The organism is Spirochaetota bacterium (genome assembly GCA_026415295.1).
Taxonomy (GTDB): domain Bacteria; phylum Spirochaetota; class JAAYUW01; order JAAYUW01; family JAOAHJ01; genus JAOAHJ01.
This window is the reverse complement of record JAOAHJ010000019.1, coordinates 1-6,215: the sequence shown is the minus strand read 5'-3', so window position 1 is coordinate 6,215 and position 6,215 is coordinate 1. Positions and strand designations below refer to the sequence as shown.

At 24.4% G+C, this 6,215-nt stretch carries 6 protein-coding genes; 2 read left to right on the top strand and 4 right to left on the bottom strand.

The features are described 5' to 3' along the window. Positions 1–40: 40 nt before the first annotated feature. The 4 genes from N3A58_04430 to N3A58_04415 all read right to left on the bottom strand — a co-directional run bounded on the left by N3A58_04430 (position 41) and on the right by N3A58_04415 (position 4,166). On the bottom strand, positions 41–1,048 hold the full coding sequence (locus N3A58_04430) for a M20/M25/M40 family metallo-hydrolase (GenBank protein ID MCX8058645.1): 1,008 nt from the start codon (positions 1,046–1,048) through the stop codon (positions 41–43). Between the two features lie 210 nt (positions 1,049–1,258). Next, the gene (locus N3A58_04425) at positions 1,259–2,296 is read right to left on the bottom strand and encodes a M42 family peptidase (protein MCX8058644.1); all 1,038 of its coding nucleotides are present in this window, start codon (positions 2,294–2,296) and stop codon (positions 1,259–1,261) included. 91 nt (positions 2,297–2,387) lie between these two features. Further along, positions 2,388–3,458, bottom strand: a complete 1,071-nt coding sequence (locus N3A58_04420; GenBank protein MCX8058643.1) for a M42 family metallopeptidase — start codon at positions 3,456–3,458, stop codon at positions 2,388–2,390. A 135-nt stretch (positions 3,459–3,593) separates the two neighbouring features. Further along, the gene (locus N3A58_04415; protein MCX8058642.1) at positions 3,594–4,166 is read right to left on the bottom strand and encodes a hypothetical protein; all 573 of its coding nucleotides are present in this window, start codon (positions 4,164–4,166) and stop codon (positions 3,594–3,596) included. A gap of 167 nt (positions 4,167–4,333) precedes the next feature. On the opposite strand from N3A58_04415, the gene N3A58_04410 reads away from it, so the two are divergent. Continuing rightward, positions 4,334–5,293: a WYL domain-containing protein gene (locus N3A58_04410; GenBank protein ID MCX8058641.1), complete on the top strand. Its 960-nt coding sequence runs from the start codon at positions 4,334–4,336 to the stop codon at positions 5,291–5,293. A 72-nt stretch (positions 5,294–5,365) separates the two neighbouring features. Then, entirely contained in the window at positions 5,366–5,860 is a 495-nt protein-coding gene (cas6, locus tag N3A58_04405; protein MCX8058640.1) for a CRISPR-associated endoribonuclease Cas6, read from the top strand. The last annotated feature ends 355 nt before the right edge of the window (positions 5,861–6,215 follow it).

The following is a 6,215-nucleotide window of genomic DNA, read 5'->3' as shown; positions in this document are numbered from 1 at the left end:
TTTAATCTTTTATAAAATTTTTTTAGTGTTCAAAAAATAATTAAATATTAATTTCATTTTTGCAGAATGTAAGTCCTAAATCTATACATGCTTGCACATCATCAAGATTACACATCTCATTTGCTGAATGCAGGTATCTTGTAGGAATAGATATCCCTCCTGTTATAACACCAGATTTTGTTAATTGTATTACACCAGCATCAGTTCCACCACCCATGAGTATGTCCATTTGATATTTAATTTTGTTTTCAATTGCTAATTTTTCCAAAAGATTAACAAGTTTTTTATTTGATATAACTGAGTTGTCCATTATTTTAATTGCAGCACCTTCTCCTAGTTTTGAATTATAAAAATTATGTTTTTTTATAAGATCATCAGCTCCAGTTACATCAAAAGCTAAGCCTATATCAGGTTCAATTTTAAATGCTGAAGTTCTGGCACCTCTTAAACCAACCTCTTCTTGTGAAGAGAAAACAAAATATATATCGTGTAAAGGATTTTTTAGGTTTTCCATAATTTCAAGTAAAACAAAACAACCTATTCTATCATCAAGCCAGCTTGAAAAAATATTGTTATTCTGAATTATATAAGGGGTATATATAGCTCCCATATCACCTATCTTTATCATTTTTTTTGCTTCATCTTCACTTTTTGCACCAATATCAATGAAATATTTGTTTTTTTCACCTTTTTTAATGTTTTCTTGTTCATCTGCATAAATTATTCCAGAAAGACCATTTTCAAATATAACTCTTTTAGTAATGATTTGGTATGGAGGAAGCCAACCAACATCAGCGAATCTTAAAAAACCTTCTTTAGTTATATATGTTACGATAAGACCTATTGTGTCATAATGAGCTGATAACATTATTTTTAGTTTATTTTCTTTTTTAGTTCCCTTTTTTAAACCTATTAATGAATTGTTTCTATCTTCTAAAATTTCATCAACATAAGGTTTAATAAAATCTTTTAATTTTTCTTTTATTTTATCTTCTCTTCCTGAAACTCCAAATTCATTAAAAATAAAATCTTTGTTTTTTATATTCATATTTGCTCCTTTTTAATTAATTTTAATAGATTTAATTAATTTTTAATAAACTACTATTTTAATAAACTTAAGTTTTTTAATTAATAAAATAAATTAATTATTAATTTAATAATATAAATTTTTTGTTTATTTTTAATATTCTTTTTATAAAATTTTTTTATTTTTTTTTATACTTTTTATAAAAATTCATTTTTATCATAGTAAAATAAATTAACTAATAAAAAGGTGTGAATTATTTACAATTAATTTTGCGAGTTTTAGATAGTTTTCATAATCGTTTTTATTTATAATTCCCCATGGTGAGTGAATATATCTAACAGGAACAGATATAGTTATAGATGGAATCCCCTCTTTTGTTATATGAATATAGCCAGCATCTGTTCCTCCAGTTACGGTTTGCTTAAATTGATAAGGAATTTTATTTTTTTCAGCTATATCTATTACAAAATCAAGAAGTTTTCTGTTAACTATTGAGGTTCTATCCATTATTGTTATAGCAGGGCCTTTTCCTAACTCTGTTGATGGAGAATTCTCTTTTTCAAGCTCTCTATCTGAACATGTAGTTCCTTCAAGATTTAAGTTAAATATAATATTTTCAGGTTCCCATGCGCATACAGCCCCACCTCTTAAACCAACCTCTTCTTGAACATTATATGAGAATGCTATTGACACTTTTGAGCTGTTATCTTTTAAGATTTCTGTAATAGCAGTGCAACCAGCTCTATCATCAAATGCTTTACCAAAATAGTGATCATTTTGGATGAAAAATTTTGAATTAAAGTAAATCATATCTCCTGGTTTAACAGAGGCTTCTTTATCTGATGAAGCCCCAACATCTATAAAGAGAGACTTTATATCAGGTGCTTTCTCTCTTTCTGCTTGAGACATAATATGGTAAGATTTTAATCCTATAACTCCTGGAATTTTATCTTTACCAATAAAAACATTGGTTCCAGGGAGTATTTTTTCTACAAAACCTCCAATAGCTTTAAAGCTTATAAGTCCATTTGAATCAACTTTTTCAACTATTAAAGAAACTTCATCCATATGAGCAGTTAGAAGTATATATGAATTTTTATTTTCCTTTAATTGAACTCCTTTAAGATTACCAAGAGGATCTATTTTTATTTCACTTACATAGTTTTTAATATCTTTGTATATTTGGTCTCTTATCTCTTTTTCATCTCCACCACCACCTGTTAAATTGGAGTATTTCTCAAGTAAAATTTGTTGGTTTTTATCTTTCAAAGCTTCCTCCTAAAATATTATTTTATTAGATGTTTTTCTATTTTTTTATTTCTTTATTTATTATAAATTTTTATAATTTTTTTATTTTTTATTAGTCTTCTGGAAGTTTATCAACTTCGAATAATTTTTCTTTTATTGAAATAAAATACATAATTTTTGAAGCTCTATAAATATCCTTTAAACTAATTATTTCAACTTGAGTATGCATATATCTTAATGGAATTGATATAAGAGATGTAAAAACTCCAGATTTTGTTATCTGGGCTATGTAAGCATCTGTTCCTCCTGGTCTTGATTCCACTTCTGTTTGGTAAGGAATATCTTCCTCTGAACATATATTTTCTATTGATGAAACTAATGATGGATGATAGTTTGGTCCTTTAGCTATAACAGGGCCTGCTCCAGTTTTTACATCTGTAATATTTCCTTTTGGATCTCCAAAAGTAACATCACAAACAATTGCAACATCAGGTGAAATAGAGAATGTAGAGACTCTTGCCCCTCTTAGTCCAACTTCTTCTTGGACAGAAAAGACAATATATACATCATGATAAGGTTTAATGTCTTTAAGTAGGTGAGATAAAGATATAAGAGTTAAAACTCCAGCTTTATTGTCAAAACCTATTGATGAATAGTGATTATTTTTAAGTTTTAGAAAATTTGAATCAACAAGTGCAACATCTCCAATTTTTATCTTTTTTTGTGCTTCATCTTTTGAAGAAAAACCACAGTCTATAAATAGTTCCTGAATCTTTTCAACTTTAGATTCATCTTCAACAAGATGGGGTGGTTTCATACCAATAATACCATAAATATACTCACATGGTTCATTATCTTTATTCTTTTCTTTAATTATTTTTACTCTTTTGCCATAAAGAGTTAATGGGTTTATTCCACCTATTTGAGCAAATCTTAATATACCATTATCTTCAATCTTAGTAATCATAAGGCCAATCTGATCCATATGAGCACAAAACATAATTTTTAGCTTATCTTTGCCTTTTCCTTTTTTAAATAAAATAAGATTTCCAAGCCTATCGATGTTATAAGAATCAAAATAATCTTTTATATAAGAAGAAATTTTTTGAGCAAAAAAATCTTCAAAACCAGTAATTGAAGGCACACTCATTATATCTTCTATAATTTGTTCTAAATATTTCAATTTATCCTCCTAAAGTAAATATATAAAATTATATTTATTAAATTTTTTTTTATTAAATTAATTTATTGACTTAAATTTATATAAAAAAAATAAAAAATCAATTAGGATATATTAATTATTTTTTATAAATATTAGTTATTTTTCTTTTATTTTTAGTTTTTTAATATAAAGATAAAATATTTTTATTATGATTAGAATAATTGAAAGAGTAGATATAGAGAAAAATAGGAATTTGAGTAATGTAGAAATATTTGAAAAAGCCACAATACTTTTAGAAATATAAGGGAAATTAATTCTGATAATGAAAATAAAAATATTTTCTAAAGAATCAAATATGTAGGAAAGAGTAGGAATTATTATACTTATAATAATATAAATTATTTTTGAAATATAAAAGAGAAACTTTTCTTCTAGATATGCAAACAGAAATTTGAATGTAAAAATAAAAAATAAAAAGTATGTAAGAGAGTAAAATATATCAAAGATTTGAAGGTAGTTATAAAATTTTATTCCAGAGATTTTGTAGTTAATAAGAAGCTCCATAATTGATTCATAATCATAATTTATAGTAGCATCAATGGTTTGAGATGTTCCAGAATATGTTTTAAATTTTGGAATTAGATAAAAAGACCATAATACTTGTAGAATAAAAAATATAATTAAAAATATTAAAGAAAATTTTTTATATTTTTCACTTGTTTCTGACATATAATATTTAGATTTTTAAGTATTAAAATACTTATGAAAATTCTAATAAAAAAAATTAAAAAGTCAAATAATGATATTTGTAAAAAATATATTGAATTTGTTAAAAATTAAAACATAGTATTATTAGTATTATTTTATTATTTTTGAAGTGGAGGAATGTTTAAGATATGGGTAGGATTGAAAGAGTATTTTTTATACATGACCATATAACCAAATATGGGCAGGTATTTAAAAAAACTATTTTAAAAGAATTTGAAATCAGTGAAAGAACTTTAGATAGAGATATTGAAACAATGAGAAGAGAAATGCATGCACCGATTATTTATTATAAACAAATAGGGGTTTATAAATATACTAGACCATATGATTTGTTGAGTTTTCATAATGAAAAATCTCTAATTACTCTTGTATTTTTTGAAAATATTATAGATTGTAAATATTATTTGCCGGTGTATTCAAATAATATAAAAAAAGAATTATTAAAAGGTTTTCCTCAAAAGTGGAAAAAATTAAGCACTGAATTTATTATCTATGAAAATGTTGAGTTTGAAGAGATAAATTTTGAAATTTTAAATACTATTTTAATCTCATATCTTGATTCTAAAATAATAAAAGTTGATTATACAGATGCTAATAATAATAGAACATTAAGAGAAGTTTTTGCAAAAAAGTTAATAAACTATGGAGGTAAATGGTATCTTATAGTAATTGATATAGGTAAAAATGAGCTTAGAACTTTACTTTTAGCACGAATTAATAGCATAGTTTTAACAGATAAAATTTATGAAAATAAAGATTCTATCTCAGATGAAGATTTAAAAAATTTAATAAATAATTCTTTTGGCATATATAAGGGTTATTTAACCAAAAATGCAGTGATAAAGTTTTATAAAAAAATTGCAAATATAGTTGAAAAACAAAATTGGCATAAGATGCAAGTATTAGAGAAAATAGAAGAAAATGGTGAAAAAGTTGTAAAGCTCACAGTTCCTTATACTTATCCTGATGAATTAGTTGGAAAAGTTTTAAGATATGGAGAATTTGCAGAAATAGTGGAGCCAGAAGAGCTTAGAAAGTTATGGTTATCTAGAATAAAAGAGATGTATCAAAAATTTATAAAATATTAAAAAAAAATTTTTTTAGCGACAATAATTGTCGGGTTCATATGGTATACAATTAATTAGTAAAGAGGCATTAATATGATGATAGCTTATTTAGAATTTTGTCAATCTTTTGTTAATAATATATTGAATAGTAAAATTAAACTTGGAAATAATGAGCTTGATGTAAATGAAGCCACTGTTATACCAATAGAGGTAGATAAGGATGAAATTTTAATTGAAACTCTTTCTCCAATAGTTACTTATTCTATTTTATTTAAACATGATGGTTCAAAATATACAATTTATTTTAAACCTGGAGAAAAAGAATTTAATTCTCAAATAAACTTAAATTTATTAAATAAATACAAAGCTTTTTATAATAAACTTGATATTGAAAAAGAAATTAAAATAAAATCTTTTTCTAAAATAAGAGAAAATATTATAGAATATAAAGGATTTTTAATTAAGGGATATAGCGGTATTTTTAATATAGTAGGTTCAAAAAAATTATTGGAGTTTGGAATTGCAACTGGATTTGGAGAAAAAAATAGCATGGGCTTTGGGTGTGTGAAATTATTAAAAAATAAGTAATTAAAAAAATAAATTTATAAAGGATTTAAAATGCTTGAAGGCATTTATCAAATTGGTATAACAAGAGAATATAATGTCTTAAATGATTGTACATTGTCTATTAATGAAAACTATAAAAGTTTTTAGCCTACCTATAAGGAATTGAAAAATTTGATTAATTTATTTAGTAAGGGGGGTTAAGATGATTGTAAACTATGTAAAAACATATGACAGTTTATGTGAAATCGCACTTAAAAGGTTTTTAGAATTTGAAGATGAGGTTAGAACTGAAGAGAATTGTGTTGGAATAGCTATTGAGTTAGGCAAGATTTTATTATATTATTCTACGATGAATTATATTTACTTAAATCCTAAT

Coding starts and splice junctions, on each gene's coding strand:
- N3A58_04430 (MCX8058645.1), bottom strand. CDS start 1,048: ATGAATATAAAAAACAAAGATTTTATTTTTAATGAATTTGGAGTTTCA.
- N3A58_04415 (MCX8058642.1), bottom strand. CDS start 4,166: ATGTCAGAAACAAGTGAAAAATATAAAAAATTTTCTTTAATATTTTTA.
- N3A58_04410 (MCX8058641.1), top strand. CDS start 4,334: ATGGGTAGGATTGAAAGAGTATTTTTTATACATGACCATATAACCAAA.
- cas6 (MCX8058640.1), top strand. CDS start 5,366: ATGATGATAGCTTATTTAGAATTTTGTCAATCTTTTGTTAATAATATA.